This is a genomic window from Cellulomonas sp. NPDC055163 (assembly GCF_053607065.1).
This window is the reverse complement of the sequence record NZ_JBSGSU010000007.1, coordinates 325,043-350,394: the sequence shown is the minus strand read 5'-3', so window position 1 is coordinate 350,394 and position 25,352 is coordinate 325,043. Positions and strand designations below refer to the sequence as shown.

Here is a 25,352-nt window from a genome sequence, read left to right as displayed (position 1 = left end):
CCGGCGCCGTCGTCGTACGGGCGTGCGGAGCGCGTGCGGTCAGCCGACCTGGCCGGCGAACTTGAGGTCGACGTTGACGAACCCGACGGTGCGACCGTCCGCGACGACGACGAGGCGCGCTGCCTCGGACAGGCGGTGGATCTCGAGGCCGTTCGTGCCCGCGATCGCACCGTGCAGGAAGTAGCTGCCCTCGCCCAGCTCGAGCGCCGGAAGCGTGAACTCGAAGACGGCCGCGCCGTCGACGGGCGGCATGTCGATCTCGAGCAGGCGGGTGTTGGTGCCGAACACGCTCTGGCCGAGCGGGTTGTCGATCCCGAAGCCGAGCACCCAGTCGTCGAGCCGCTCCGTCGCCTCGAGGTGGACGCGCACCGTCACGTCCGCACCGGGGCGGATCGTGTCGACCGTCGAGCCGGCGGGGTCGAGCACCGTGACCCCGGTGATCTTGGCGCGCGGCGGGCGGACGCGCGGCTCCTCGTCGACCGGGGCGGCCTCGGCGCGCGCCTGCGCGCGCTCGATCTCCTCCTGGCGGGTCGCCTCGAAGTCGTCGCGCAGCGCACGCAGCGCCTCGCGCGGCTCACCGTCGGCGCGCACGTGCCCGTGCTCGAGCACGACGGCGCGGTCGCACAGGTCGGCGACCTGGTCGAGCGAGTGCGAGACCAGCACGATCGTGCGCCCGTCGTGCTGGAACCCGCGGATCTTCTCCATGCACTTGCGCTGGAACGGCTCGTCGCCGACGGCGAGGACCTCGTCGATCAGCAGGACGTCGGGGTCCACGTGCACCGCGACGGCGAACGCGAGCCGCACGTACATGCCCGACGAGTAGAACTTGACCTGCGTGTCGATGAAGCGCTCGATGCCGGAGAAGTCGACGATCTCGTCGAAGTACCGGTCCGTCTGGTTGCGCGACAGGCCGAGGATCGAGGCGTTGAGGTAGACGTTCTCCCGGCCCGTGAGGTCGGGGTGGAAGCCCGCGCCGAGCTCGAGCAGCGCGGCCAGGCGCCCGCGCAGGTGCACGCTGCCGGACGTCGGCTGCACGATGCCGCCGATCGTCTTGAGCAGCGTGCTCTTGCCCGAGCCGTTGGGCCCGACGAGGCCGACGGAGCTGCCCGACTCGATCTCGAGGTCGACGTGGCGCAAGGCCCAGAAGTCCTCCTTGTGGAGGTTGGATCGGCCGAAGTTCACGAGCCGCTCCTTGAGCGACTTCTCCTTGCGGATCACGAACCGCTTGGAGACGTCCCGGACGGAGATCACATTGGTCGACACGCGGCTCACAGCTCCTGGGCGAAGTTGCCCTGGAGCCGCGTGAAGATCCGCTGCGACAGCCAGAGCAGGACGATGCTGACGGCGAGGGCCACGCCGAGGCGCAGCATCAGGTGGTCCGGCATGGGCTCGTTCTCCCCGGCGCTCCAGAACGCGCGCTGGAAGCCGAGGACCGCGAGCGTCACCGGGTTGGCGAGGTAGACCTCCTCGAGCGCGGTCCCGCCGATCGCGCCCTCGACCTGCTTCCACGAGTAGACGATGGGCGAGGCCCAGAAGAGCACCATGGTCGTGATCTCGACGAGGTACTGCACGTCGCGCAGGTAGACGTTGACCGCCGAGAGCACGAGCGCGAGCGCCAGGCCCAGCGCGAGCAGCAGCGCGAACGACACGGGCAGGTACAGCAGCCGGGAGTCGAGTCGCAGGCTGCCGGTCAGCACGGCCGCGACGACGAGGATCCCGAGCTGGATGCCGAAGTTGAACAGCGCGGAGCCGGTCGTGCTCAGCGGGAAGATGTCCCGCGGCACGTAGACCTTCTTGATCAGCCCGCCGTTGACCACGATCGAGGAGGTGCCGGACAGCACCACCTCGCTGAACAGCTGCCACGCGGTCAGCCCGGTGAAGATGTAGATCGCGAACTGCGGGATCGAGCGCTCCGCTTCGAGGAACTTGCCGATCGCCACGTAGTAGATGACGAGCATCGTGAGCGGGCGCATGAGGCTCCAGAAGAAGCCCAGCACGCTGTCCTTGTACCGGGCCTTGACCTCGCGGCGCACGAGCAGGTCGAGCAGCTCGCGGTGGGCCCAGATGTCGCGGACCGACGTCCAGGTGCCGGCCGCGAAGCCGCGGACCGGTCCGGCGGACCGCATCGGCTCCCGGGCGAGCGCAGCGGCGCGGCTGTCAGCCGGGGTGCTCATGGAGATCTCCGTTCACGTGCTCGGGCGGACGCGGAGCGCCGCGACACGAGTGCCCACAGTACCGAGTGCGGGAGGGCCTCGACGCCGTCGGCGTGTGGTGCCGGGCGGCCCGGTGGGTGCATGCTGCAATGGTCAGCGCTCCGCTGACCGCTCGAGAGGGACCACCGTGCTCCACCGTGCTGCGCCGAACGTCCGGCGGGCGCTGTCCGTCACCCTCACCGCCGTGCTCGGCCTCCTGGGGCTCGGCGCCGCCGCGGTGCCGGCGCAGGCCGCCGGCGCCGAGCAGGCCACGTTCACCGGCCGCGGCTACGGCCACGGGCGAGGGATGGGGCAGTACGGCGCGCTCGGGTACGCCGTCGACGCGGGCTGGTCCCACGACCGGATCCTCGCGCACTACTACGGCGGGACGGCGCTGCGGGCCGACGCGGGCAACCCCGGGATCGACGTCGAGCTGACCCGGCTCACGGGTGCGCACACGTACCTCTCGGGTGCCGGCCTCGCGGTCAACGGCCAGCCCGTCGGGTCGGGGGCGCTGAGCGTGCGCTTCCTCGGCGACGGGCGCTACCAGCTCTACGTCGCCCCCGACTGCGGCGGCGGCCCGGCCCGCACGTGGACCCCGTGGGGCGGGCCCGTGGGTTCCGGGCTCACGGTGACGTCGACCGCTAACCAGGTCACGGTGTGCGAGTCGGCGTACGCGCGCGGGTACCGGGGGAGCGTCGTCGTCTCGTGGGTCTCGGGAACCACGTACACGTTCAACCGCCTCGCGGTGGAGGACTACCTGCGCGGCGTCGTGCCGCGCGAGTCGCCCGCGTCGTGGGGGTCGCTCGGCGGTGGCCGCGGGCTCGAGGCGCTCAAGGCGCAGGCGGTCGCCGCGCGCAGCTACGCGCTCTCGTCGAGGCGGCCGTCGGGCGCGACGACGTGCGACACCACGACGTGCCAGGTGTACCTGGGGGCGACCGAGCAGGCCAACGGCAGCGCCACGGTGAAGTCGCTCGAGCACCCGCTGACGGACGCCGCCGTGAGCCAGACGGCCGGGCGGGTCATGCGGACGCCGGCCGGGGCGATCGCCCGCACCGAGTTCAGCTCGTCGACGGGCGGGTGGACGGCAGGCGGCACCTTCCCGGCGGTCGAGGACGCGGGCGACGCGACGGCGCTCAACCCCAACCGCTCCTGGACCGTGCAGCTCGGCCTCGCCGAGGTCGCGTCCGCGCTCGGCACCGGGGCGATCGCGTCCGTGCGGGTCTCGGCGCGCACCGGGCTCGGACCCGACGGCGGACGCGCCACGTCCGTCCAGGTCACGCAGACCGACGGCACCACGCGCACGTTCACCGCGAACGCGGTCCGCTCGGCGCTCGGCCTCAAGAGCGACTGGTTCTCCGTCTCGACGCTGTCGACCGCCGAGGTCCAGAAGGTCGTGACCGCGCTGTACGTCGACATCCTCGGGCGCGGGCCCGACCCCGAGGGGCTCGCGACGTGGACCGCCATCGTCCTGCGTGACGGCGACGCGGGCCAGGTCGCGCGCGGGATCGTGATGTCGACCGAGCGGCTGCACACGTTCGTCGCCGCGGAGTACCGCGCCGCGCTGGGCCGTGAGCCGGAGCCGGGCGGCCTGCAGTTCTGGACGGAGTACCTCCAGCGCGGGACGACCGTCCCCGAGCTCCAGGCGTTCATCTACAGCTCGGAGGAGGGCTTCGCCCGCCAGGGACGGGACCTCGAGACGTGGGCCGGTGCGGTGTACGCCGGCGTGCTCGGCCGCGAGGCGGGACCCTCGGAGCGCGCGTTCTGGGCCTCGCAGGCGCAGGCGCGCGGCCGCGCGGAGGTCGTCCGCGCGATCGCGATGTCGGACGAGGCCGGGCTGCGGCGTCTCGACCGCTACTACCGGCAGATGCTCGGGCGCGGGCCGGACCCGTCGGGCATCGGCACGTTCCTGCCGCTCATGTCCGGGAACGGCGACATCGTCCTGCCCGTCCACCTGGGCTCGAGCGGCGAGTACTGGGCACGGGCGCAGACGCGCTGAGCCGCCCGCCCGGCGCACGTCCGCCTGCCGGGCGCTCGCGCGCCGGGCGGTGGCCGGGCGGGGTCAGGCGCGGGTGACCGCGTCGTCGAGGAAGTAGTCCCACAGCTCGGCGGCGTACGCGTCCCACGCCCGGACGTCACGCCGGGCGGCCTCGTCACGCAGGCGCGCGTACGACGCGTCGTCCTGGAGCAGCGTCTCCATGCCCCGGGCGATCGACTGGTCGTCGCGCGGGTCGACCAGGAGCGCGCCGCCGTCCGCCGCGATCTCCAGCATGCTGCCGAAGTCCGACGTGATCACCGGCGTCCCTGACGCGAGCGACTCGGCGACGGGCAGCCCGAAGCCCTCGTTGAGCGAGGGGAACACCGTGAACCGCGCGAGCCGGTACGCCGAGAACAGCAGCGAGTCGTCGGCGCCCGAGATCGTCTCGACCGGGCGGTTGCGGTTCTGCAGCTCGGTGACGCGGTGGTGGAAGCGGTCGCTGTTCCACGAGTTGCCGCCGATGAAGGTCAGGCTGAACTCGTGGCCCTTGCGCCACAGGTCCTCCGCGGCCTGGAGCACCGCCATGTGGTTCTTGCGGGGCTCGTGCGAGCCGACGCACAGCACCATCGGGAGGTCGGCGATCAGGAGCCGGTCGCGCGAGGCGGCGAGCTCCTCCGCGGTGGGCTCGACGACCTCGGCCGCGAGGAACACCGAGCGGATGTCGGGGCCCGGGAGGCCCGCACCGCCGAGCATCGTGCGCCAGCCGCGGTACTCCTGGGCGGCCGCCTCGGAGATGGTGCCGATGCGGCTGAACCGCCCGGCAGCGGCGAGGTGACCGGCGAACTCGGCGGGAAGGCCGGCGATCGCGGTCTCGCTCGACGTGAGGGGGACGAGGTCGAATCCGATCGCACCCACCGAGGTCGTCGTGTACGCCGCCATGGCGTGCAGCCGCTCGGTGCGGGGGCGCTCGGCGGCGAGCTCGGGGATGAGGTACTCCGAGCGCCACGGCACGACGCGCGAGCGCGGCGCGGTGGGCACCTCGGCCGCACCGTCCACGAGGCGGCCGAGCCCGGGGCCCTGCAGCTCCACGGGGCACGTGAGCTCGTCCGTCCAGCCGATCAGCGTGACGGGGTGGTCCCGTGCCCAGCGGCGCGCGCACTCGCGGGCGACCCGCTGGATGCCGGTGAAGAACGTCGTGCGGGCGGTGTTGTGCACGTCGACGACGACCTCGCCGGTCGCGATGCGCACGGGCTCGGGCGCGCGCGCGGTGTCGATGAGCTCGAGCGCCGCGTGCACCGTGCCGAGCGGACCGTCGAGGGTGCCGCGCCGCGAGGCGGCGAGCACCTCGCGGTCGGTCGGGAGCCGCGTGCCGAGCACCGCGAGCGTGAGCCACACCGCGGAGCGGTCGCGCGGGTCGAGGACGTCGCGCAGGCGCTCGAGCGCCGTCGCCGTCCCGTCGACGGTCCGCTCGGGCGTCCCGGGCGTCCCGGGCGTCCCGGGCGCGCCGGTCTCGAGCTCGTCGGGTGCGCCGGCCGCGGGCCCGCCGAGCGCGTCCGCAAGCGCTCCCATGCGCTCGACGAGCGCGTACGGGTGCTGGTCGGGCAACGCACGGACGGCCGCGTCGACCCTCCGCGTCACACCGGTCGGTCCGTCTCCCGTCAGGTCGAACGTCCTCATCGTGCAGCAGCCCCCTCGATCAGCACGTCCCACAGCTCGGATGCATACGTCTCCCACGGTCGCGGCGCCCGGGCCGCAGCCTCGGCGCGCAGCCGCTCGACCGTCGCGTCGTCCACGAGGAGCGTGCGCATCGCGTCGACGATCTGCTCGTCGTCGCGCGGGTCGACGAGCAGGCACCCGCCCTCCTCGGCGATCTCTCGCATGCTCCCGTAGTTGCTCGTGACGACGGGCGTTCCCGACGCGAGCGCCTCCGCGACGGGGAGGCCGTAGCCCTCGTGCAGCGACGGGAAGATCGAGAAGCGTGCCGTCGCGTACGCGTGCGCGAGCTCGGTGTCGCCCATCCCGCGCACGACGCGCACCGGCCGTCCGGCGCCGCGCAGCTCGGCGACGGCGTCGTCGAACTCGGTCATGTCCCAGCCGTGCCGACCGACGAACGTCACTGAGAAGTCGAGGCCCTCGCGCCAGAGCCGCTCGGCCGCGAACATCACCGCCAGGTGGTTCTTGTGCACCTCCTGGCTGCCGACGCACAGCACGGAGTGCGGCGTGGTGGGGCGGGCGCCCGGCACGCCGCCGCCGGTGCCGACCACCTCGTGCCCGAGCTGGACCTCGCTCACCACGGGCCCGGACAGGCCCTGGCTGCGCAGGCTCTCGGAGAAGCCGCGGAACTCGTCGGCGGCCGTCACGCTGATGCCCGCGACGCGCGTCGCGTACTTGATCGCCGCGAGGTAGCTCACGAAGAGGTTCGGCTCGTTCCAGGGGCGCAGGTCGGCGCTCACCACGGGGATGGCGTCGTAGCCGATCGCGACGAGGTTCGTGCCCGAGAACCGCGCGACGGCGGCGAGCTTCGGGCAGGTCTCGACCGCGGGGACCTCGGGGAGCACGAGCGTGCACCGCCAGGGCACGAGCAGGCTGCGCGGGACGTCCTCGTCTGCGGCGTCCTGCGCGGGCGCCGTGTCGTCCCAGGCGAGCACCGACTGCCGCTCGCGCTCGCTGAGGCGCCGCGTCCCGGCTGCCCCGTCCGTCCAGGCGGCGAGGACGACGTCGTGCTGCGCGACCCAGTGCGGGACGGTCTGGCGCACGACGCGCTGGATGCCGGTGTGCCGGTCGCTGTGGGCGGTGTGGTTGACGTCGACGACGACCGCGTCCGTGACGACCTCGATCTCGACGGGCAGGCCGGGGTGGGTCCGCGCGACGGTCCAGGCGGTCTCGAGCAACCAGAGGGACGCCGTCGTGGTGTCCTCTCCGTCGAGGACGCGCTGGGCGCGCTCCATGTCCTCGGGCTCGGGGAACCGCGCGGTGAGCGCGACGAGCAGCAGCCACCGGGTGGCCGCCGGTGCCCCGGGCCCACGGACGGCGGACACGAGGAGGTCGAGCAGCACGGCCGCGTCCGCGGGAGCGTCCGCGAGCGGCGCGGGCACCTCCTCGAGGAGGTGGGGCGCGACGGCGCGGAGCCGCTGGTCGAGCGCGACGAGCACGTCGGGCGACGCCACGAGCGTCACCGGTCGCTCCGGACCCGTCGGACGGCCCGCAGCGGTGCGGTGACGCGCCAGGAGACCGTGCGGCGGAGCTCGGCGATCTCCTGCCGGCGCAGCGCGAGCTCGGCGTGCATCCCCGCGCGCTCCTCGGCGAACGCGCGCCGCAGCTCCTCGGGGTCGTCGCCGGGGGCCGCGACGAGGCTCTCGGCCCAGCGTGTCAGGGCGGCCGTGCGCCAGCGCAGCGCGTCCTCGACGCCGCGCGCACGCGCCACGCCGAGCTCGGCGATGCGCTCCTGGGCGGCGACGGTGTGCCAGGTCACGTAGCCGTCGAGCACGCACGCCCCGTGGTCGAGGAGCTCGCGGAGGCGGTCGGCGTGCTCGTCCGCCACGTAGAAGCGCGAGAGCCCGTCGAAGAGGCAGAACTGGTAGCCGCTCGCGAGGACGCCCGGCTCCCAGGCCTCGTGCGAGCGCACCGTGCTGTTCGGGCGCGTCGCCTCGACGACGAGCACCCAGGGGCGCCAGCGCGCGAGGTCGATCGTGCTGAGGACGTCGGCCTCGGCGCCCTCGGTGTCGACGCTCATGAAGTGGATCGGCTCGTCGGCCCAGCCGAGGCGCTCGAGCAGGTCGTCGAGGCGGGCGCTCGGGACCCGGACGTCGGTCGCGGTGCGGCCCGTGGCGCCGTGCGCGTCACGCACCTCGTCGACCGTGGTGGACAGCCCGGTGTCGTCGTACGTGTGCAGCACGACGTGGTCGTCCGGCGAGGACGAGATCACACCCTGGAACACCTCGTCGTCGGGGCGCTGCTCGCGGTGCAGGTCGGCCAGGTGGGCCAGCGGCTCGACGGTGAGCCCGCGCCACCCCCGGTCGTAGAAGCTGCGGGACACGGAGTCGTCCGCGGGGTGGTTCGCGCCCACGTCGATGTAACGCCCGACAGTGACGTCGCTGAGTGCGCGTCGCAGGACGACGTCCTCGCCGTTCTGCGCGTGGGAGACAAATGTCTGATCTGGCACCCGGAGATCATAGGGCACCGCGCACGGCGTGCCCGGACGTCAGGACGCCGGCGCGGACGCCTTCTCGGGGTGCATCCGCGACCCCAGCCAGGCGTAGGCCAGGCGGCGCTGAGCTGCGGCGACGCGCGCGAGGACGTTGCCGCGGCGCACGTCCGCGAGGGTCACGGACCCGGGCGCCAGGGTGTGCACGCGACGGTGGAACCCCTCGGCCTGCTCGAGCTGCTGACGCATGAGCCGCACGCTCCACTGGCTCGCGCTGACCCGGAAGGCCGCGAGCGGCTCGTCGACCACCGTGAGGTCGCCGCGGAGCAGCACCTGGGCGTACGTACCGGCGTCGATGTAGTACGGGTAGGTGTCGTCCCACCAGCCGACGGCCTCGAGCGCGGCGCGGCGGAACATCACGCACGCGGGCTCGCCGAGCGGGTTGCTGCCGCTGCGGACCACCGCACGCAGCGCGTCGCGCCCGCTCATCCGCCCGGACAGGCCCTGGAGCCCGCGGGCGCGCAGGAAGACCTTGCCCCGGCCGTCGACGAGGTCGCGCGACGAGGTCACGACGAAGGTGCCCTCGCCCGCGGCGTCGAGCGCCTCGACCTGGCGCTCGAGCATCGTCGGGTAGAGGAGGTCGTCACCGCAGACGAGCTTGAGCAGCTCGCCCGTCGCCTCCTTGCTCACGCGGTCCCAGTTGGCGCGCGCGCCGCCGCCGGCCGGGGTCCGCAGGAGCCGCACCCGGGGGTCCGCAGCGAACCGCTGCAGGCGCTCCCACGTGTCGTCGGTCGACGCGTGGTCGGAGACGACGAGCTCGAAGTCGGTGTACGTCTGGGCGAGCACGGACTCGAGCGTCGCCTCGATGTACTCCGCGTTGTTGTACGCGGGGACGACGACGGACACGCGTGGGGTCACCGGGTGGCTCCTGGGTCGGACGGGACGGCCGGCGCGTCGCCGCGCGCGGGGCTGCGGCGGAACGAGAACCCGCGGTGGCCGAAGAAGCTGACGAGCATCGTGACGAGGGTGATGAGCAGCTGCGCGGGGATCGGCGCCAGGTGCCCCACCTCGACGAGGAGCGGGAGGCACACCGCGTTGATGCCGAGCGAGGTGAGGTTGACGAGCTCGAACCGGGCGAGGTCGAGCCACACGTGGCCCGTGACCCGGAAGACGAAACGCCGGTACAGCACGAACGCGCACAGGACCGCGGCGACGTGCGCGCACAGCAGGCTGACCATGTAGCCGAAGGTCGGGCCGACGACCAGCTCGAACAGGACGAACCACCCCGTTCCGACGACCGTGTTGATCGCACCGACGATGAGGAAGGCGATCCGCTGGTCCTTGACGAGCCGGAACAGGGGACCCAGGCTGCCGACCATCCCGGCGGGCGGCCGGTGCTCGGCGCCTCCGTCGGAGGGAGCAGTCACAGGGGGGTCCCTCGTTCGCGGGCCGGTGGTCGGGCCGGCACCTCGGGGGCCCGCGAGCGGGGCCGCGCCTGATGCCTCCGCGACTATAGTCGCTCCCGTGCCGACGCCCGAATCCCTGCCCCACGACCTGCACCGCGTCTCGGTCGTCATCCCCGTCTACCAGGGGGAGCGCACCCTCCCCGCGCTGCTGACCGAGATCGCGGCGCTCACGACCGAGTCGGTGACCCCGGACGGGAACCGCGTCGTCGTCGCCGAGGTGCTGCTCGTGTTCGACCACGGGCCGGACGGGTCGGCCGAGGCGATCCGGACGCTCGAGCGGGAGCACGCGTTCGTGCGCTCGGTGTGGCTGAGCCGCAACTTCGGCCAGCACCCCGCGACCCTCGCCGGGATGGCCTCCTCGGGCGGCGACTGGATCGTCACGCTCGACGAGGACGGCCAGCACGACCCGGCCGCCATCCCGGACATGCTCGACACCGCGCTGCGCGAGCGCGCGACCGTGGTCTACGCCAGGCCGCTGAACCCGGCGCCGCACGGCCCGCTGCGCAACGCCGCCTCGCGCGGGTCGAAGCGCCTGATCGACCGGCTCGTCGGCGGCACGGACACGACGTCGTTCCAGAGCTACCGGCTGATCCTCGGCGAGGTCGGCCGCAGCGTCGCCGCGTACGCCGGCTCGGGCGTCTACCTCGACGTCGCACTGAGCTGGGTGGCGGGCGACGTCGCGACGACGCCCGTGCACCTGCGCGAGGAGGGTGGGCGCCGCTCGGGCTACTCGCTGCGCAAGCTGCTCTCGCACTTCTGGCGGATGGTCCTGTCGAGCGGCACGCGCGGGCTGCGTCTCGTCAGCGTGCTGGGCGTCGCGTTCGCGGTCGTCGGGCTCGTGCTCGCGGTCGTCATCCTCGTCGGCCGGATCGCCGGCGACCCGGTGCCGGAGGGCTGGACGTCGACCGTGATCATCGTGCTCGTGAGCACGGGTGCGGTGCTGTTCTCGCTCGGGGTCGTCGCGGAGTACGTGGGCGTCGCCGTCAACATGGCGATGGGCAAGCCGCTCTACCTCATCGTGAGCGACCCCGCCTCGGGCCCGCTGGGCCGCCGCCGCCCGCGGTGACGACGCCACCGGGACCCACCTGGGTCGTCGGTTCGCGAGGGCTGCTCGGGGGAGCGGTGACGCGTGCCCTGCAGGACCGCGGTGCGCACGTGCTGACGACGCGCGTCCCGTGGTCCGATCCCGAGGCGGCGGTGACCGCGCTCGACGACGGCCTCGCGTCCGTGCTCGACACCGCGGGCGCGGGCCCGTGGAACCTCGCGTGGTGCGCGGGCTCGGGCGTCACCTCGACCTCGGGCGACGCGCTCGACCGCGAGGTGGCGACGATCGGCGCGTTCGTGGACCGGGCGCTCGCGCGCACCCCCGACGAGCTCGCGCAGGGCGCGGTGTTCCTGGCGTCGTCCGCGGGCGGCGTGTACGCCGGGGCGGCGCACCCGCCGTTCGACGAGACGACCGTGGCCCGGCCGCTCGCGCCGTACGGTGCGGCCAAGCTCCGGGCCGAGGCCGAGCTGGCCCGCCTCGCCTCGTCCGGCGGCGCACGCGTGCTCGTCGGGCGGATCTCGAACCTCTACGGCCCGGGGCAGGACCTCGACAAGGCTCAGGGCCTCATCTCCCAGATCAGCCGCGCCCAGCTCCTCGTCCAGCCCATCGGTGTGTACGTCTCGCTCGACACCGTGCGGGACTATTTGTACGTCGACGACGCCGCGGCGATGGTGTGCGACGGGCTGGTCGCGCTCCGCGAGCGCACCGCGACCGGGGACGTCGTGACGAAGATCCTCGCGTCGCAGCGCTCGGCGTCGATCGCGGCGGTGCTCGGGGAGTTCCGGCGTGTGGCCAAGCGCCGTCAGCTCGTCCGGCTCGCGGCCTCGCCGCAGGCCAGCCAGCAGGCGCGCGACCTCCGGTTCCGGTCGGTCGTCTGGCCCGACCTCGACGAGCGGGCGCTGGTCCCGCTTCCCGCGGGGATCCTCGCCACGGTCACGGACATCCGGATGCGGATCGGGGCGGGCGAGCTCTCGGCCCTGAGCCGCCGCGACTGACCGGACCGCGCCCGCGGGCGGCGCCGAGCGCACCCCGTGCGCAGCCGGGCGGGGTCGGCCGGGGTCAGGCGGGGTCGCGGTGCTCGACGAGGTACGCCCACAGGTCCGCGGCGTACTCGTCCCACGTCCGCGTGGGGGCCGACGCGCCCGCGCGAGCGACCGCGGCGTGCACGGCGTCGTCCGTCACGAGCGAGACCAGGGCCTCCGCGAGCTCGTGCTCGTCGCGCGGGTCGACCAGGAGCGCGCCGCCGTGCTGCGCGATCTCCTGCATGCTGCCGAACCGCGACGTGACGACGGGGGTGCCGGTCGCGATCGCCTCGGCGACCGGGAGCCCGAACCCCTCGTTGAGCGACGGGAACAGCACGCAGCGCGCGAGCGCGTAGCCCGCCCAGAGCAGGTCGTCGGAGAGCGCGGAGACGGACTCCACGGTCCGGCCCGCGTCCTGGAGCTCGCGCAGCCGTCGCGTGAAGGCGTCGCTGTTCCAGGAGTTGCCGCCGACGAAGACGAGGTTGAACTGGGCCCCGGACCGCCACGCGAGCTCCGCGGCGTGCAGCACCGCGAGGTGGTTCTTGCGCGGCTCGTGGCTGCCGACGCACAGCACGAGCGGCAGCGCGTCCGCGAGGAACCGGGTGCGGGCGCTGTCCAGAGCGGCCTCCGACGGGCGCTGCGCCTCGACGGGGAGCACCACGGGGGCGATCTGCGGTCCGGGCAGCCCGACCCCGGCGAGCATCATGCGCCAGCCCTCGTACTCCCGGGCGGCCGCGTGCGAGATCGTCGCGACGCGGTCCATGTGCCGGACGGCCGCCATGATCCCGGCGAACGCGCTGCCCATGCCCTCGCCCACCGTCTCGCCGCTGCTGAGCGGGACGCAGTCGAACCCGATCACGCCGGTGCGCGAGCCCGAGAACTCGGCGAGCGCGAGCAGGCGCTGGGTGCGCGGGGCCTCGGTCGCGAGCTCGGGGAGCAGGTACGTGCAGCGCCAGGGGACGAGCACGCGGCTGTCGCCGCCCGGCCGGAGCTCGACGTGGCTCGCGCCGTGCAGGCCCGTGCGACGCTCGTCGGCGTCGAGGCGGCGCAGCGAGCGGTCGTCCCACGTCCAGCCGACGAGAGCGATCTCGTGGTCCCGGTCCCACCGCACCGCGGCCTGCCGGGCGACGCGCTGGATGCCGGTCGCGAGCGCGGTGTGCGAGGTGTGCTCGAGGTCGACGAGGACCTCTCCGGTGACGACCTCGACCTCGCGCAGCCCGCGCCCGCGGTGCAGCGGGTTGCGCGACGGCGTGAGGTACGGCGCCAGGGCGTGCAGCGGGCCGTCGAGCGTGATGTCCCGCGCCACGCGGACGACGTCCGCCGCGAGCGGCAGCTCGGCGCGCAGGACCGCGAGCGCGAGCCAGACCGACGAGCGGTCGGCGTCCGCGAGCAGGTCCTCGAGGAGCCGGAGGAGCGCGCGGGCGTCCTCCGGTGCCGGCTCGCCGGACAGCGTCGCCACGAGGGTGTCGAGCCGCGTGCGCAGCGCACGGCGCTGGCCGCCGCGGGCCAGGTTGACGGACGCGACGAGGCGCGTCCCGAGCGGGCTGGACACGGTGCTCACCGGGCGACCTCCACGTCGTCGACGAGCTGGGTCCACAGCTCGCGGGCGTAGTCCTCCCACGTGCGCGGGCGGCGCTGCGTGGCCTCGGCCGACAGTCGTGCGCGCAGTGCGTCGTCGACGAGCAGCGAGCGCATGGCCCGCAGCAGGTCGTCGTCGTCGCGCGGGTCCACCAGGAGGGTGCCGCCGTCGGCTGCGATCTCCTCGGTGCTGCCGTAGCTGCTCGTGACCGCCGGCGTGCCCACGGCGAGGGACTCGGCGACCGGCAGGCCGAAGCCCTCGTGCAGCGACGGGAAGACGGTGAACCGCGCCTCCCGGTAGGCAGCCCACAGCTCGGCGTCGCCGATCGCGCGACCGACCTCGACCGCGCGCCCCCGCCGGCGGAGCCGCGCGACCACGGCGTCGAACTCGTCGGACGCCCAGCTCGAGCCGCCGATGAGGCGGAGCCGGAACCCGAGGCCCTCGCGCCACAGCCGCTCGGCCGCGTGCAGCACGGCGAGGTGGTTCTTGCGCGGCTCGTGGCTCCCGACGCACACGACGAGCGGGAGGTCGCCCGGCACGACCGGCTGGTCGAACGCCGCTGCGGGGACCTCGACGGGGAGCATGCACTCGGTGACGTCGGGTCCCTCGAGGCCCTGCGCGGGGAGCATGTGCGCGAACCCGCGGAACTCGGCGGCGGCCGAGACGCTGATCCCGCTGACCCGGGTCGCGTGCTTGACGATGGTCAGGTACCGCACGAACCGGTTCGGCTCGACGGGTGGCATGAGGTCGGCGCTCACGACCGGGATGCAGTCGTAGCCGACGATCGACACGGCGTTCCCCGAGTGCTCGGCGAGCGCGGCCGTCGACGCGCACAGGTGCGGTGCGGGCACCTCCGGCAGCACCACGACGCTCCGCCACGGGACGACGACGCGTGCGCCGGTGAGGGTCGAGGCCGCCTCGCCCAGCGGGCCCGACCAGCGCAGCACGCGCTCGCGCTCGACCTCGTCCAGGCGACGCATCGTGCCGGAGCCGGTGCGGGCGACGAGGACGACGTCGTGCTCGGCGTCCCACGTCGGCATGGTCGAGCGGACGACCCGCTGGATGCCGGTGTTGAGGTCGTGCCGGGCGCTGAAGTCGACGTCGACCACGACGCCGCCGTCGACGACCTCGAGCTGCGCGATGGGGTCCCCGGACGCGCCGAGCCGCCCGAGGCTCGTCTCGAGCAGCCAGAGCATCGCGTCGGACGTGGACGCGAGCTCGATGCTGCGGCGGCTCGCGCGCACCGCGTCGTCGGTCGGGTACGTCGCGGAGAGCGCCACGAGGACCAGCCACAACGCGGACGAGCCGTCGCTCGCGCGGGCGTGCTCGACGAGGCGTTCCAGCACCACAGCGGCGTCGGCCGCGGCGTCGTCCTCGCGCTCGGGCTGCTCGGGCAGGAGCACCTCGGCGGCGGCGCGCAGCCGCTGGGCGAGGGCCGCGCGCACGAGCGTCGGGTCCGCGAGCTCGTGCTTCATGCGCGGCCTCGCAGCCGCGCGGCGACGGTCCGGGCGGCACGCAGGGGGCGCGTCACGCGCCACGACAGCGTGCTGCGCAGGGCCTCGAGCTCGCGGCGGAGCGAGTCCTGGTCGGGGCCGCCGTGCTCGCTCGCGGCGGTCGACCACGAGTCGAGCGCGCGCGCCCGCCACCGGACGAGCTGGCGGAGCGCCTCGTCGTGCTGGGCCTCGAGCGCGGCGAGCCGGGCGGCGAGGGCGTCCTGCCCCTCGGCCGGCGGGGCGTCGGGTGCGGCGGCGTCCCGGCCCGCGCCGGTGACGGGAGTGGCGACCACGTCCGTCGTGACGACCTCCGCCGGTGCGGCGTCCGGCGTCGCGCCGGGCTCGGTGGCGATCGGCAGCCGGACCCGGGCGGCGCGCGCGGGGTCCACGAGGTAGGTCGAGGCGCCGTCGTGCAGCACCACCTCGTACCCGGCGGCCGTCAGCGCCTCGACCGCCGGGCCCGCCCCCGGGACCTCGGACGCGGCGACGACGACCCACGGCCGGTGGGCCGCGACGTCGAGCACGGTCAGCGCGTCCGCCTCGACGGCACCGGCGTCCACGAGGAGCGCGTGCACGTCGCCGTCCCCCGGCCACGCGCTCGTCGCGGCGGGTCCGGCGAGCTCGTCCGCGGGGAGCGAGCTGCCGCTCCACCCGAGGTCGAGCAGCGCGGCGCAGCGGGTCGGCGACTGCGCCGTGGCCGGCACCTCGACGAAGCGTGGCCGTGGCACGAGGCCCAGCGCGTAGGCGAGGATGAGGTCCTCCGCGTGCGGCGAGCGGGAGACGAACGGTGTGGGCGGCACGGCCGCAAGTGTAGGTGTCCCGCCCGGACCGCCGTGCCCGCGTGCTCCGGCGGTCACGCCTCACCCGGTACAGTCGTCGCGCCAGCCGACGACATTGACGAACGAGTAAGGGTCTGATGAAGCGCGCACTGATCACCGGCGTGACCGGCCAGGACGGTCTGTACCTCTCCGAGCTGCTCCTGTCGAAGGGGTACGAGGTCTACGGCCTCATCCGTGGGCAGAACAACCCGAAGATCGACCTCGTGCAGCGGATCGTCCCGGGCGTCAAGCTCGTCACCGGCGACCTCACGGACCTCTCGAGCCTCCTGCGCGCGCTCAACGTCGCGCGGCCCGACGAGGTGTACAACCTGGGTGCCATCTCCTTCGTGGCGTACTCGTGGGAGAACGCGCACCTCACGGCGGACGTCACCGGCAAGGGCGTGCTGAACATCCTCGAGGCGATCCGCCTCTACGCGGGCGAGGACGCGGACAAGGTCCGCTTCTACCAGGCGTCGAGCTCGGAGATGTTCGGCAAGGTCCAGGACGTCCCGCAGCGCGAGAGCACGCTGCTGTGGCCGCGCTCGCCGTACGGCGTCGCGAAGGTCTTCGGGCACTACATGACGATCAACTACCGCGAGTCCTACGGCATGCACGCGTCGTCGGGCATCCTGTTCAACCACGAGTCGCCCCGCCGTGGCCCCGAGTTCGTGACCCGCAAGGTGTCGCAGGCGGTCGCGCGGATCAAGCTCGGGCTGCAGGACGACATCACGCTCGGCAACCTCGACGCCAAGCGTGACTGGGGCTTCGCGGGCGACTACGTCGACGCCATGTGGCGCATGCTGCAGCAGGACGAGGCCGACGACTACGTCGTGGCGACCGGCGAGACGCACTCGATCCGCGAGCTGCTCGACGTGGCGTTCCGTCACGTCGGCATCGACGACTGGGAGCCGCTCGTCAAGCAGGACCCCCGGTTCATGCGCCCGGCCGAGGTCGACCTGCTCATCGGCGACCCGTCGAAGGCGGCGGACAAGCTCGGCTGGGAGCCCAAGGTCGGCTTCGAGCAGCTCGTGACGATGATGGTCGACCACGACCTCGCCGAGCAGCAGGCCACGACGGGTCTGTAGGAACCCGTGCCTTCCTCCTTCGTGACCGGGGCGACCGGTCAGGACGGGTCGTATCTCTGCGAGCTGCTCGCGCGCGAGGGCCACGAGGTCCACGCCCTCGTGCGCGGCGGCGCGCAGCACGAGCCCGACGCCGGGCTCGTGGACCTGCTCGAGCGGGTACCGGGCGTGGTCGTGCACCACGGCGACCTCGCCGACACCGCCGGCCTGGCGGCGCTCGTCGACGAGGTGGAGCCCGACGAGGTCTATAACCTCGCCGGGATCTCGTCCGTCGCGTACTCGTGGCGCGAGCCCGCGGCGACCGGTCTGCTCTCGGGCGTCGCGGTCGCCGCCGTCCTCGACGCCGCGTGGGCGCTGCAGGAGCGCACCGGTCGGGCCGTCCGGGTCGTGCAGGCGGCGAGCGCTGAGATCTTCGGCGACGCCGAGCACGCCCCGCAGGACGAGTCGACCCCGGTCCGGCCGACCTCGCCGTACGGCGCAGCGAAGGCCTACGCGCACCACATGGTGGGCATCTACCGGGCGCGCGGGCTGCACGCGGCCAGCGCGATCCTCTACAACCACGAGTCGCCCCGGCGTCCGCCCACGTTCGTCACGCGCAAGATCACGCAAGGCGCCGCACGCATCGCCGCGGGCCTCGACGACGTCCTCACCCTGGGGTCGCTCGACGTGACGCGGGACTGGGGCTGGGCGCCCGACTACGTCGACGCGATGGTCTCGGCCGCGCGGCACGACGCCCCCGGCGACTTCGTGATCGCGACCGGCGTGCCGCACACCGTCGAGGACTTCGTCCGTCTCGCGTTCTCGCGCGTCGGGATCGACGACTGGCAGGCGCGCGTCCGGACCGACCCCGCGTTCGTGCGGCCCGCCGACGCGAGCGTCCAGCTCGGTGACGCCGGCAAGGCGCGCCGCGAGCTCGGCTGGACGCCGACGACGACGTTCGAGCAGCTCGTCGCGGCGATGGTCGATCACGACGTCGCCCTGCTCGCCGACGGGTCCGACCCGAGCCCGGCGTGAGCACCGTGACCCGGGAGCCGGCGGAGCAGTCGGCCGACGTGCCGGCCCCGGACACCGCGCCCGCCCGCCGGCTGCCCGCCGAGCTGCTCACCTACGTCGCGGCGGCGCTGCTCAGCACGCTCGTGACGTTCGTGTCGCTCCAGCTGTGGCGCGCGCGGCTCGACGTGCCGTTCACGTACTGGGGCGATGCGATCGCCGTGGCCGCGCACTTCAAGACGGTCCTGGAGACCGGGTGGTACGAGTACCAGCCGCTGCTCGGTGCGCCGGCCGGGCAGACGTACCACGACTTCCCGACGGCGGACAACCTGCACCTCGTCGTCGCGCACGTCCTCGGCTGGTTCACCTCGGACGTCGCGGTCGCGATGAACCTGTACTACCTGCTCGGGTTCGTGCTCACGGCGCTCGCCGCCGTCTGGTTCCTGCGCGAGTGCGGGGTGTCGCGGCCCCTCTCCGTCGCGCTCGCGGTCCTGCTGGCCGTCGCGCCGTACCACTTCCTGCGCGGCGAGGGGCACCTGTGGCTCGCGTCGTACTACCCGCTGCCGCTCGCGCTCGTCATCGTCCTGCGTGTGCTCCGAGGCGAGCACGTGTGGGGCCGCGGCCGTCGCGGCGGGGTCCTCGGGCTGCTCACGGGCCGGGGGGCGACGACGGTCGTCGTCCTCGCGCTCCTCGCGACGGCGTCGTCGTACTACGCGGTCTTCGTCGTCATCCTGCTCGCGGTCGCGGGCGGCGCGGCGTTCCTGCGCGACCACGACTGGCGACGGTTCGCCGGCGCGGCCGGCGCCGGCCTCGTCCTGGTCGCCGTGGTGCTCGCGAACATGGCGCCCGACCTGGTCTACGCGCACCGGAACGGTACGAGCGCCGCGGGCCTCGTGCGCAACGCCGCCGAGGTCGAGATCTACGCGCTCAAGCTCGCCCAGCTCCTGCTCCCCGTCCCCGGGCACCGGTTCGACCTGTTCGAGCGCATCCGGGGACGCTACGACTCGACGTACCCGCTGCTGTCCGAGAACCCGTCGCTCGGCATCGTCGCCGCGCTGGGCCTCGTGTGCGCGCTCGCCGTGCCCCTGCTGCGGCTCGTGCGGCGCTCGCCCGAGCGCGACGCCGCCGACCCCACGCACCGCAGCCGGACGGGCACGATCGAGCTGCTCTCGCTGCTCGTCGTCGTCGCGTTCCTGTGCTCGACCGTCGGTGGGCTCGCGACGTTCCTCTCGTTCCTCACGTCCAGCCTGCGCGGCTGGAACCGCATGTCGATCGTCATCGCCGTCCTGAGCCTCGCCGTCGTGGGCCTCGTGATCGACGCCTTCCTCGCGTACCTCGCCCGCCGGCAGGGGTGGAGCACCGGCGTCCGGCGCGGCGCCGCGGTGGTGGTCGCGGGCGGCTTGGTCGTCGTCGGGTCGATCGACCAGGTCCCGCGCGCCTACGTGCCGGCCTACGAGGCGTCGGCGGTGGCGTACGCGGCCGACGAGGAGTGGGTCACGACCGTCGAGGATGCGCTGCCCGAGGGCGCGATGGTCTTCCAGCTGCCCTACGCGGGGTTCCCGGAGACCCCGTCCGTCAACGGGGTGTTCGACACCGACCAGCTGCGCCCGTACCTGCACTCCGACGACCTGCGCTGGTCCGGCGGTGGGATCAAGGGCCGGTCGACCACGGACTGGGGCGCGGTCGTCGCGCAGCAGTCGCCGCCGAGGATGGTCACGAACCTGACAGCCGCCGGCTTCGCTGCCGTCGTGGTCGACCGCACGGCGTACGGCGAGGCGGCCGGGCCGATCGAGCGGGAGCTCGCGGAGGCCGCCGGTGCCCCCGTCGCCGAGAGCCGGGACGGACGCTTCGCCCTGTACTCCCTGCTCGACGAGGCGGAGTCGCTCGACGGGAACAACCCGCCGGAGGCGGTCCGCGAGGTCGCCGAGGCCGTCGTGGCCCCGGTCCTGCCGTACGCGGGGAAGGCAGTGGGCACGATGCCCGGCCCGACGGGTCGGTCCGACTGGGTGCTCCCCCCCGGGAGCGAGGGGATCGTCCTCGACAACGGCCGCGACGACAGCGTCCCGCTCCGGGTCCAGGCGTCGGTCACGTCGCAGCCCGGGACGGACGAGAGCATCGTGCTCCGGATCGGGGACGCGGAGGTCACGGTCCCGCTCACCGCAGGGGTCGGTGTGCTGGACGAGCGCGTCGACGTGCCGCCGGGACGCACCGTGATCACGGTCGACTCGCCGAACACCGTCACGCTCGGCGGCCTCGTCGTCGAGGAGGTCGGGGTACCTGAGCTCGTGCCCTGACCGTCCGTGTCCGTGAGCCCGGCGCGGCACCGGGGTCAGGATCGCGGCGCGTCACCGGGTCAGGATCGCCGCGCGTCACCGGGTCGGGGAGCGCAGGGCCGCGCGGTAGGCGTCGACCGTCCCAGCGGCGCACGCCTCCCACGTGAAGGCGCCGGCCCGCGTGCGCGAGCGCGCCGCGAGCTCGCCGTGCCGGTCGGCGGTCGCCGTGCGGATCGCCTCGGCGAGCGCGCGCGCGTCGAGCGGGTCGACCAGGATCCCGGCGTCGCCCGCGACCTCGGCCGTCGCGGTGCCGGCCGACGTGACGACCGGCAGCCCGTGCGCCATGGCCTCGAGCACCGGCAGGCCGAAGCCCTCCCACAGCGACGGGAAGCAGAACGCGCGGGCGCCGGCGTACGCCGCGTGCAGATCAGCGGTGCTCAGGCTCCCGAGGCGGTGCACGCGCCCCTCCGGCAGCGCGAGCGCCGCCCGGGCGGTCTCGGCCGACGCGTCGCCCCACCCGCTCGGCCCCACGAGCACGAGGTCGACGCCCGGGTCGTCGTCGAGCACGTGCCGGAACGCCTCGAGCAGCGTGCGCAGGTTCTTGCGCGGCTCGACCGTCCCGCACCAGAGCACGTAGGGCCGGTCGAGCCCGTGCCGGCGCCGGAGCCGGTCGACCTCGTCCGGGCCCACTGCGGGGACGCGCACGCCGTGCGGGACGACCCGGACCCGCTCGGGCGCGATCCCGGCACGCTCGCAGTCCTCCCGCGTCGCGTCGGAGACCGTGACCACGACCGCCGCCTCCCGCCGCACGACGTCGAGGGCGCGCCGGAAGAACGCGTTGCCACGCGACGTGAAGTGCTCGGGGCTGCGCAGGAACGCGAGGTCGTGCACCGTCACGACCAGCGGGACGCGCGTGCCCGGGACCGCCCACGTGGTCGCGTGGACCACGTCGGCGCCACGGCCGGCACGGGGCAGGCGGGCACGGTTCCACGCCTCGTAGAGCGCAGTCCTCGGCAGCGGTGCCGCCACGACGTCGAGGCCCGGCGGCAGCGACCAGCTGGGGTCCGGTGGTGCGCCGTGCCGCGCGCTGAGCCCGCGCACGTCGACGTCCGCGCGGGCGCCGAGCGCCGCGGCCAGCTCGCGGACGTACGTCCCCGAGCCGCCGGGGACGGGCTGCCAGAGCTGCTCGACGGTGAGCGTGACGGACAGGCGGTCCGGGTGGCTCAACGTGCGCGGAGCCCCTCGACGTACGCGCGCACGGTCTCGTGGTCGGGCAGGAGGCCCTGCTCGACGGCCTCCGCGAGCGTCGGCGCCGCCTCGTCCTTCTCGGACAGCTGCAGGGTGAGCGGCCGGCCGTCGCGCCCCGTCTCGGGCCACGCCAGCGCGAGCTGCGGGTCCATCGGGTGGACGCCGTGCTCACGCCCGGGGGAGTAGCCCGACGAGCACAGGTAGACGACGGTCGAGCCGTCCTCGAGCGAGACGAACGCGTGGCCGAGGCCCTCGGAGAGGTAGACCGCGCGGCGGTCCACGTCGTCGAGGAGGACCGCGTCCCACGTCCCGAACGTCGGGGAGCCCACGCGGACGTCCACGACGAAGTCCAGCACCGCACCCGCGACGCACGTGACGTACTTCGCCTGACCCGGGGGCACGTCGGCGAAGTGCACCCCGCGCACGACGCCCGCGGCGGACACCGAGCAGTTCGCCTGCTGCAGGTCGAGCGGGTGGCCGACCGCGTCGATCAGCGGGCCCACCTTGAACAGCTCGAGGAACAGCCCCCGGGGGTCTCCGAGGAGGCGCGGAGTGAACTCCCACGCACCGGGCACGGCGAGCTCGCGGTACTCCACAGACACTCCTTCGACGAGGCGACGACCAGGTCAGCCTAGTGCCCCAGTAGGCTCCTCCCGTCGGAGGTCGAGGACAGGGAGACGCAGTGCGCTGGTTGGTGACGGGAGCGGGCGGGATGCTCGGCCAGGACGTGGTGGCCGCCCTGCGGTCGGCCGGCGAGGACGTCGTCGCACTCGGCCGCGACCAGCTCGACGTCACGGACGCGGCGCAGGTCGAGCGCGCAGTCGCCGGCCAGGAGGTCGTCGTGAACTGCGCGGCGTGGACCGCCGTCGACGACGCCGAGTCCCGGGAGGCGGACGCGTTCGCGGTCAACGCCGTCGGGCCCGCGCGGCTCGCCCGCGCCGCCCGGCTCTCCGGCGCGCGCCTCGTGCACGTCTCGACCGACTACGTCTTCGCGGGCGACGCGACGACCCCGTACGCCGAGGAAGCACCGATCGCCCCGCGCTCGGCCTACGGCCGGACCAAGGCCGCGGGGGAGTGGGCCGTCGCCGCCGAGGCGCCCGACCACCTGATCGTGCGGACCGCGTGGCTCTACGGCGCGGGCGGACCGTGCTTCCCCAAGACCATCGTGCGCGTCGCGCGCGAGCGGGGCGGGCTCGACGTGGTCTCGGACCAGGTCGGGCAGCCGACGTGGTCGGCGGACCTCGCCGCGCTCGTCGTGCGCCTCGTCCACGCCGGCGCGCCGAGCGGGACGTACCACGGCACCGCGACCGGCGAGGCGAGCTGGTTCGAGTTCGCGGCCGCGGCCGTCGGTGCTGCGGGACTCGACCCGGAGATCGTGCGGCCGACGTCCGGGGCCGCGTACGTGCGCCCCGCACCCCGTCCCGCGTACTCCGCCCTCGGGCACGGCGCGCTCGAGCGTGCCGGGGTCGAGCCCATTGGCGAGTGGCGCGCGCGCTGGGACCTGGCCGCCGCGACGGTGCTGGCCTGACGGACGCCGGCGGCCCGCGTCCCTACCCGCACACCGGAAGCGACATGACACCTCACCCCCTGCCGGGCCCGAGCCGTGCACGGGACGCCGCGGCACCCCCACGGGACGGGGCGCCCGCACGTCCCGGCGCTCGCGACGTGCACCACAGCACGGCCCGGGCCGTCCCGCGCTCCCGCGTCGCGAGCAGCACGCGGTCAGCAGGCCCGGCATGACCGCCGCGCCGCGCCGCGAGCGGATGCGCGTCCTGGTCGACGCCACGGCGATCCCCCCTGACCTGGGCGGCGTCGGTCGCTACGTCGCCGAGCTGTGCCCCGCGCTGGCCCGTGCGGGCGTCGACGTCGTCGTCGCGGCGCAGGAGCGCGACGTCGCGGCGCTCGGTGGTGCCGCCGGCGTCGACGTGCTCGCCGCACCCGGCCGGATCGCCTCGCGCGCCGCGCGGCTCGCGTGGGAGCAGGTCGGCCTCCCCGGGGTCGTGCGCTCCGTCGGGGCCGACGTGCTGCACAGCCCGCACTACACGATGCCTGCGCGCGTCGACGCGGCGCGCGTCGTGACGCTCCACGACGCGACGTTCTTCAGCGCGCCCGAGGTGCACTCACGCGTCAAGCGGGCGTTCTTCACGACCGCGACGCGGCTCGCCGTGGCCCGCGCCGACGCGCTCGTCGTCCCCTCGCACGCGACGCAGGAGCAGGTGCTCGCGCACGTGCGCGGGGACGCCGGCAGGTTCGTCGTCGCGCACCACGGCGTCGACACCGCACGCTTCCACCCGGTGCCGGAGGCCGAGCGCGCACGGGTCGCCCGGTCGCTCGGGCTCGAGGGCCGTCCGTACGTCGCGTTCCTCGGGACGCTCGAGCCGCGCAAGAACGTGCCCGCGCTGGTCCGCGCGTGGGCCGGCGCGGTCGAGGGCACGGAGCCGGCGCCGGCCCTGGTGCTCGCCGGCGGGCGGGGCTGGGACCGCGAGGTCGACCCCGCGGTCGCGGCCGTCCCGGTGGGGCTGCAGCTCGTCCGCCCGGGCTACCTGCCGTACGAGGACCTCGCCGGCTACCTCGCAGGAGCGGCGCTCGTGGCCTACCCGAGCCTCGGCGAGGGATTCGGGCTCCCGGTGCTCGAGGCGATGGCGTGCGGTGCGGCCGTGCTGACGAGCCGCGAGCTCTCGCTCCCCGAGGTCGGCGGCGACGCGGTCGAGTACGCCGGGACCGACGAGGCGAGCCTCCGGGCGGCGCTGCGCTCGCTGCTCGCCGACCCCGCTCGCCGCGCCGACCTCGCGAGCCGGGCGGTCGAGCGGGCGGCGCTGTTCACGTGGGACGCCGCGGCGGCAGCGCACATCAAGGCGTTCGAGGCCGCCGTGCGTCGCCGACGCGGCCGCTGACCCCGCCGCAGGGTCGCCCGCGGGGCGGCGCGCCGCGACCCGGGCCGGTGCTCCGCCGCGCACCGGCCCGACCGCGTCACCCGGTCGACGTTCCGCGCGCCGAGCGCGGTCGAGCGTGTGCGCCGCCCCCCGCTGCGCGGCCGGCGCGCCGCCGCGACCGGCTCAGCGCCCTTCGTCGAGCAGACCCAGCAGGTACGTGCCGTAGCCGGACTTCACGAGCCCCTCGGCGCGCGCTCGCAGCTCGTCGTCGCCGAGGAAGCCCCGACGCCACGCGATCTCCTCGGGCGCCCCGATCTTCAGCCCCTGCCGGTGCTCGATCGTGCGCACGTAGTCGGAGGCCTCGAGGAGCGAGTCGAACGTGCCGGTGTCGAGCCACGCCGTCCCGCGCGGGAGCACCTCGACCTGGAGCCGGCCCCGCTCGAGGTAGGCCCGGTTGACGTCGGTGATCTCGTACTCGCCGCGGGGCGAGGGCTCGAGGTCGCGGGCGATCGCCAGGACGTCGTTGTCGTAGAAGTACAGACCCGGCACGGCGTAGCTGGACCGCGGGTTCGCGGGCTTCTCCTCGAGGGAGAGCGCACGGCCGGCGTCGTCGAACTCCACGACGCCGTACGCCGTCGGGTCGGCGACCCGGTACGCGAACACCGCCCCGCCCTCGATGTCGGAGAACCGCTGCAGGCGCGTGCCGAGGCCCGCGCCGTAGAAGATGTTGTCGCCCAGCACGAGCGCCACGGTGTCCTGCCCGACGAAGTCGGCGCCGAGCACGAACGCCTGCGCGAGCCCGTTGGGCTCCTGCTGGACCGTGTAGCTGATCGCGATGCCGAACTGCGAGCCGTCACCGAGGAGCCGCCGGAACTGCTCCGCGTCGTGCGGCGTCGTGATCACCAGCACGTCGCGGATGCCGGCCGCGATCAGGGTCGACAGGGGGTAGTAGATCATCGGCTTGTCGTAGACCGGAACGAGCTGCTTGCTGACACCCAGGGTGATGGGGTGCAGCCTGGTGCCGGAACCGCCGGCAAGGATTATCCCGCGCATGGTGCCCTAGTGTGGCGCACTCCCGAGGTGTTCGTGCGCGTTCGTGTGCAGGTCGGGTGCAGGTGTCCCGGTCGACTCGGGTCTCCGGACGCCGGA

General features: G+C 74.3%; 21 protein-coding genes. 8 read left to right on the top strand and 13 right to left on the bottom strand.

From position 1 onward, the window contains the following. Positions 1-39: 39 nt before the first annotated feature. Together ACWFNE_RS16090 and ACWFNE_RS16085 are read right to left on the bottom strand one after the other, a co-directional pair. A complete protein-coding gene (locus ACWFNE_RS16090; RefSeq protein WP_452123417.1) occupies positions 40-1,263 on the bottom strand; it encodes an ABC transporter ATP-binding protein in 1,224 nt (407 codons plus the stop codon). Positions 1,264-1,268: 5 nt separating this feature from the next. Beyond that, entirely contained in the window at positions 1,269-2,174 is a 906-nt protein-coding gene (locus ACWFNE_RS16085) for an ABC transporter permease (protein ID WP_452123416.1), read from the bottom strand. A gap of 166 nt (positions 2,175-2,340) precedes the next feature. On the opposite strand from ACWFNE_RS16085, the gene ACWFNE_RS16080 reads away from it, so the two are divergent. Next, a complete protein-coding gene (locus ACWFNE_RS16080) occupies positions 2,341-4,191 on the top strand; it encodes a SpoIID/LytB domain-containing protein (protein WP_452123415.1) in 1,851 nt (616 codons plus the stop codon). A gap of 63 nt (positions 4,192-4,254) precedes the next feature. Here ACWFNE_RS16080 and ACWFNE_RS16075 read toward each other — a convergent pair whose 3' ends face one another. Genes ACWFNE_RS16075 through ACWFNE_RS16055 form a run of 5 tightly spaced genes read right to left on the bottom strand, consistent with a single transcriptional unit; the run spans position 4,255 to position 9,741 of the window. Further along, positions 4,255-5,847, bottom strand: coding sequence for a glycosyltransferase family 4 protein (locus ACWFNE_RS16075; protein WP_452123414.1), 1,593 nt, complete (start codon positions 5,845-5,847; stop codon positions 4,255-4,257). After that, positions 5,844-7,346, bottom strand: a complete 1,503-nt coding sequence (locus ACWFNE_RS16070) for a glycosyltransferase (RefSeq protein WP_452123413.1) — start codon at positions 7,344-7,346, stop codon at positions 5,844-5,846. The genes ACWFNE_RS16075 and ACWFNE_RS16070 overlap by 4 nt, the downstream gene beginning before the upstream one ends. Then, entirely contained in the window at positions 7,343-8,332 is a 990-nt protein-coding gene (locus ACWFNE_RS16065) for an FkbM family methyltransferase (protein WP_452123412.1), read from the bottom strand. Before ACWFNE_RS16065 ends, ACWFNE_RS16070 begins: the two co-directional genes overlap by 4 nt. A gap of 39 nt (positions 8,333-8,371) precedes the next feature. Continuing rightward, the gene (locus ACWFNE_RS16060; RefSeq protein WP_452123411.1) at positions 8,372-9,232 is read right to left on the bottom strand and encodes a glycosyltransferase family 2 protein; all 861 of its coding nucleotides are present in this window, start codon (positions 9,230-9,232) and stop codon (positions 8,372-8,374) included. Then, positions 9,229-9,741, bottom strand: coding sequence for a GtrA family protein (locus ACWFNE_RS16055; protein WP_452123410.1), 513 nt, complete (start codon positions 9,739-9,741; stop codon positions 9,229-9,231). Before ACWFNE_RS16055 ends, ACWFNE_RS16060 begins: the two co-directional genes overlap by 4 nt. A gap of 97 nt (positions 9,742-9,838) precedes the next feature. On the opposite strand from ACWFNE_RS16055, the gene ACWFNE_RS16050 reads away from it, so the two are divergent. Both ACWFNE_RS16050 and ACWFNE_RS16045 read left to right on the top strand, forming a co-directional pair. Continuing rightward, positions 9,839-10,846 (top strand): glycosyltransferase, encoded by a 1,008-nt coding sequence (locus tag ACWFNE_RS16050; protein WP_452123409.1) that lies wholly within the window; start codon positions 9,839-9,841, stop codon positions 10,844-10,846. Beyond that, positions 10,843-11,820 carry an NAD-dependent epimerase/dehydratase family protein gene (locus ACWFNE_RS16045; RefSeq protein WP_452123408.1) on the top strand — a complete coding sequence of 326 codons (978 nt, stop codon included), beginning with the start codon at positions 10,843-10,845 and terminating at the stop codon, positions 11,818-11,820. Before ACWFNE_RS16050 ends, ACWFNE_RS16045 begins: the two co-directional genes overlap by 4 nt. A gap of 64 nt (positions 11,821-11,884) precedes the next feature. On the opposite strand, the gene ACWFNE_RS16040 is transcribed toward ACWFNE_RS16045, so the two are convergent. Genes ACWFNE_RS16040 through ACWFNE_RS16030 form a run of 3 tightly spaced genes read right to left on the bottom strand, consistent with a single transcriptional unit; the run spans position 11,885 to position 15,719 of the window. Beyond that, a complete protein-coding gene (locus ACWFNE_RS16040) occupies positions 11,885-13,408 on the bottom strand; it encodes a glycosyltransferase family 4 protein (RefSeq protein ID WP_452123407.1) in 1,524 nt (507 codons plus the stop codon). Next, on the bottom strand, positions 13,405-14,901 hold the full coding sequence (locus tag ACWFNE_RS16035; protein ID WP_452123406.1) for a glycosyltransferase: 1,497 nt from the start codon (positions 14,899-14,901) through the stop codon (positions 13,405-13,407). Before ACWFNE_RS16035 ends, ACWFNE_RS16040 begins: the two co-directional genes overlap by 4 nt. Next, positions 14,898-15,719: a hypothetical protein gene (locus tag ACWFNE_RS16030; RefSeq protein ID WP_452123405.1), complete on the bottom strand. Its 822-nt coding sequence runs from the start codon at positions 15,717-15,719 to the stop codon at positions 14,898-14,900. The genes ACWFNE_RS16035 and ACWFNE_RS16030 overlap by 4 nt, the downstream gene beginning before the upstream one ends. A gap of 116 nt (positions 15,720-15,835) precedes the next feature. On the opposite strand from ACWFNE_RS16030, the gene gmd reads away from it, so the two are divergent. From gmd to ACWFNE_RS16015, 3 genes are read left to right on the top strand one after another with little or no spacing between them, the layout of a single operon-like run. After that, positions 15,836-16,822, top strand: a complete 987-nt coding sequence (gene gmd / locus ACWFNE_RS16025; RefSeq protein WP_452123404.1) for a GDP-mannose 4,6-dehydratase — start codon at positions 15,836-15,838, stop codon at positions 16,820-16,822. A 6-nt stretch (positions 16,823-16,828) separates the two neighbouring features. Continuing rightward, positions 16,829-17,833, top strand: coding sequence for a GDP-mannose 4,6-dehydratase (locus ACWFNE_RS16020; RefSeq protein WP_452123403.1), 1,005 nt, complete (start codon positions 16,829-16,831; stop codon positions 17,831-17,833). Beyond that, the gene (locus ACWFNE_RS16015) at positions 17,830-20,103 is read left to right on the top strand and encodes a hypothetical protein (protein ID WP_452123402.1); all 2,274 of its coding nucleotides are present in this window, start codon (positions 17,830-17,832) and stop codon (positions 20,101-20,103) included. The genes ACWFNE_RS16020 and ACWFNE_RS16015 overlap by 4 nt, the downstream gene beginning before the upstream one ends. A gap of 75 nt (positions 20,104-20,178) precedes the next feature. On the opposite strand, the gene ACWFNE_RS16010 is transcribed toward ACWFNE_RS16015, so the two are convergent. Then, positions 20,179-21,309 carry a glycosyltransferase family 4 protein gene (locus tag ACWFNE_RS16010; RefSeq protein ID WP_452123401.1) on the bottom strand — a complete coding sequence of 377 codons (1,131 nt, stop codon included), beginning with the start codon at positions 21,307-21,309 and terminating at the stop codon, positions 20,179-20,181. Continuing rightward, positions 21,306-21,926 (bottom strand): dTDP-4-dehydrorhamnose 3,5-epimerase family protein, encoded by a 621-nt coding sequence (locus ACWFNE_RS16005; protein ID WP_452123400.1) that lies wholly within the window; start codon positions 21,924-21,926, stop codon positions 21,306-21,308. Before ACWFNE_RS16005 ends, ACWFNE_RS16010 begins: the two co-directional genes overlap by 4 nt. An 86-nt stretch (positions 21,927-22,012) precedes the next feature. Between ACWFNE_RS16005 and rfbD the strand changes: the two genes are divergently transcribed. Together rfbD and ACWFNE_RS15995 are read left to right on the top strand one after the other, a co-directional pair. Beyond that, the gene (gene rfbD, locus ACWFNE_RS16000) at positions 22,013-22,858 is read left to right on the top strand and encodes a dTDP-4-dehydrorhamnose reductase (RefSeq protein WP_452123399.1); all 846 of its coding nucleotides are present in this window, start codon (positions 22,013-22,015) and stop codon (positions 22,856-22,858) included. Between the two features lie 208 nt (positions 22,859-23,066). Then, a complete protein-coding gene (locus ACWFNE_RS15995) occupies positions 23,067-24,224 on the top strand; it encodes a glycosyltransferase family 4 protein (RefSeq protein ID WP_452123398.1) in 1,158 nt (385 codons plus the stop codon). 162 nt (positions 24,225-24,386) lie between these two features. Here ACWFNE_RS15995 and rfbA read toward each other — a convergent pair whose 3' ends face one another. After that, positions 24,387-25,256: a glucose-1-phosphate thymidylyltransferase RfbA gene (rfbA, locus tag ACWFNE_RS15990; protein WP_452123397.1), complete on the bottom strand. Its 870-nt coding sequence runs from the start codon at positions 25,254-25,256 to the stop codon at positions 24,387-24,389. Positions 25,257-25,352: the final 96 nt, after the last annotated feature.